This window comes from Streptomyces sp., assembly GCF_031178505.1.
GTDB lineage: Bacteria > Actinomycetota > Actinomycetes > Streptomycetales > Streptomycetaceae > Streptomyces > Streptomyces gulbargensis.
Window position 1 is genome coordinate 1 of sequence record NZ_JAPSIW010001003.1, and the last position, 1,916, is coordinate 1,916.

Here is a 1,916-nt window from a genome sequence, read left to right on the forward strand (position 1 = left end):
CGCATCCACACCCCCGAGCAGCAGGCCATCGCGGAACTCCCCGACGTCAAGGTCCGCCTCGGCAACCTCAACGCGAACAACCAGCAGAAGGGCGTCGACTCCCTCATCCGCAGCGATCTGGAGTCCCTCGCCCGCCACCGTGCCATCAGCGACGCGGCGCTCGTCGGCGGCGACGAGGACCTGGTCTCCGCCGTGGAGGCCGCGCAGGGCTACGGGGCCCGCGTGCACCTGTGGGGCATCGAGGCCGCCGAGGGCCGCAACCAGGCCGAGGCACTGCTCTGGGAGGTCGACAGCCAGCGCACCTTCGACCTCGACTTCTGCCGGCCGTACGTGACCCGCCGGCCCGTCACGATGTACGAGAACGAGGGCGAGCCCCCGCCCTCCCGCGACGAGGTCCGCTTCATCGGCGCCCGGATCGCCGCCACCTGGCTCGCCGAACGGGGCCGGGACCAGCTCGCCGAGCTTCTGCCCGGTGATCCCTACCTCCCCGGGCCCGTCGACCAGGACCTCCTCATGGAGGCCGAGGGGCTGCTCAGCCGCTCACTGCGCGGCCACGCGGCTCTGCGGCGGGTGCTCCGCGACGGCTTCTGGCAGCACCTCCGGTCGCAGTACTGACGGCGGCTCCCCGGGCGCCGGACGCGTCTCGGGACGCCGAACGCCTCAGGGGGCCGTACCCACCCGGACGGGCGCGCCGGCTCGCTGCCAGAAGGCCGTCAGACGCCCGGCCAGCTCCTCCGGGTGCGAGACGTTGGGGGAGTGGCCCGCGCCCGGCAGAACCGTGTGGTGCGCCCCCGTACGGGCCGCCGCGGCCGCCAGCTCGGCCGGCGGCCAGACCATCTCGTCGGAGCCGTAGACGATGTGCAGCGGCATCCGCAGGGCGGCCAGCTCCGCCGTACCGTCCGGGTCCCGCAGCAGCAGCCGCCCCGCCCCGGCCAGCTGGGAGATCCGCGTCCGCATCCAGCGGCGCCGCAGGAAACCCACGATCTCCGGGGGGTCGGCCGCCTCGGGCTCCTCGCCCCGGCTGTCGAGCCAGCGCGTCGCCGCCCACACCTGCTCCTTCGGCAGGACGGCGAGGGCGCCCCGCAGGGCACGGACCCGGATCCGCTGGGGCCGTGCCACCCGGCCGGGCCCCGAGGACAGCAGGGTGAGCGAGAGGAAGGCGTCCGGCGCGAGGGTGGCGGCCGAGCGGGCCACGAGACCGCCGAAGGAGTGGCCGAGCAGGTGCACCGGACCGTCGCCGAGGGCCCCGGCCTGCGCCGTCGTGTCGAGGGCGAGCGCCCTCCGCCGGTAGGCGGCCCGGCCCCGGGGGCCCGGCGACTCGTGCTGGCCGCGGCCGTCCACGGCCACCGCCCGGTAACCTGCCTCGCCGAGCGGCCCGAGCAGGGCGAGGAAGTCCTCCTTGCTGCCCGTGTAGCCCGGCAGCAGGAGAATCGTTCCGCGCCGCTCACCCGCCGGCGCGGTGTCGAGCACCGCGAAGTCGCCCCGCGCGGTGACGAGACGGCGGGCACGGGTGCGGGGCGGCAGCACGAGGGACCGGGGCTTGCTCATATCTGGACTGTAGCCCTGGCCACCAGGGGCGGCCCGACCGGACGGCACGCGTGCGGCGCATCCACCGGCGGACACGGCCGCGGCCCGGTTCCGGAAGATCCGGAACCGGGCCGCGAGGCGCGTGACGTGCGGGAGATCAGCTCTCCGGCTCGGCCGCCGCCTTCTTGGTCGTACGGCGACGAGGCGCGGCCTTCGGGGCCTCCTCGGCCGCCACCGGGGCGGACTCCGCCGCGGCGGCCTTCTTCGTCACCCGGCGGCGGGGGGCCGCCGTCTGGGGCTCGGAAGCGGCGGGCGCCTCGGCGGCGACGGCCTTCTTGGTGGTGCGGCGCCGGGTGGTCTTGGGGGCTTCCTCGGTGGCTTCGGGTGCC

2 protein-coding genes and 1 pseudogene are annotated in these 1,916 nt (G+C 76.0%); 1 reads left to right on the plus strand and 2 read right to left on the minus strand.

The window, feature by feature from the left end; genetic code table 11:
• The coding region (locus RIF68_RS35560; RefSeq protein ID WP_309055734.1) for an NYN domain-containing protein at window positions 1-615 on the plus strand (615 nt) is incomplete at its 5' end.
• Between the two features lie 45 nt (window positions 616-660).
• Here RIF68_RS35560 and RIF68_RS35565 read toward each other — a convergent pair.
• Together RIF68_RS35565 and RIF68_RS35570 are read right to left on the minus strand one after the other, a co-directional pair.
• Window positions 661-1,548, minus strand: a complete 888-nt coding sequence (locus RIF68_RS35565) for an alpha/beta hydrolase (RefSeq protein ID WP_309055736.1) — start codon at window positions 1,546-1,548, stop codon at window positions 661-663.
• 136 nt (window positions 1,549-1,684) lie between these two features.
• A pseudogene (locus RIF68_RS35570) lies at window positions 1,685-1,916 on the minus strand (ATP-dependent helicase); the annotation flags it as partial.

Bases quoted from the DNA above. Each gene is read 5' to 3' on its own strand.
- RIF68_RS35565 (WP_309055736.1), bottom strand. From the start codon at position 1,548: ATGAGCAAGCCCCGGTCCCTCGTGCTGCCGCCCCGCACCCGTGCCCGC.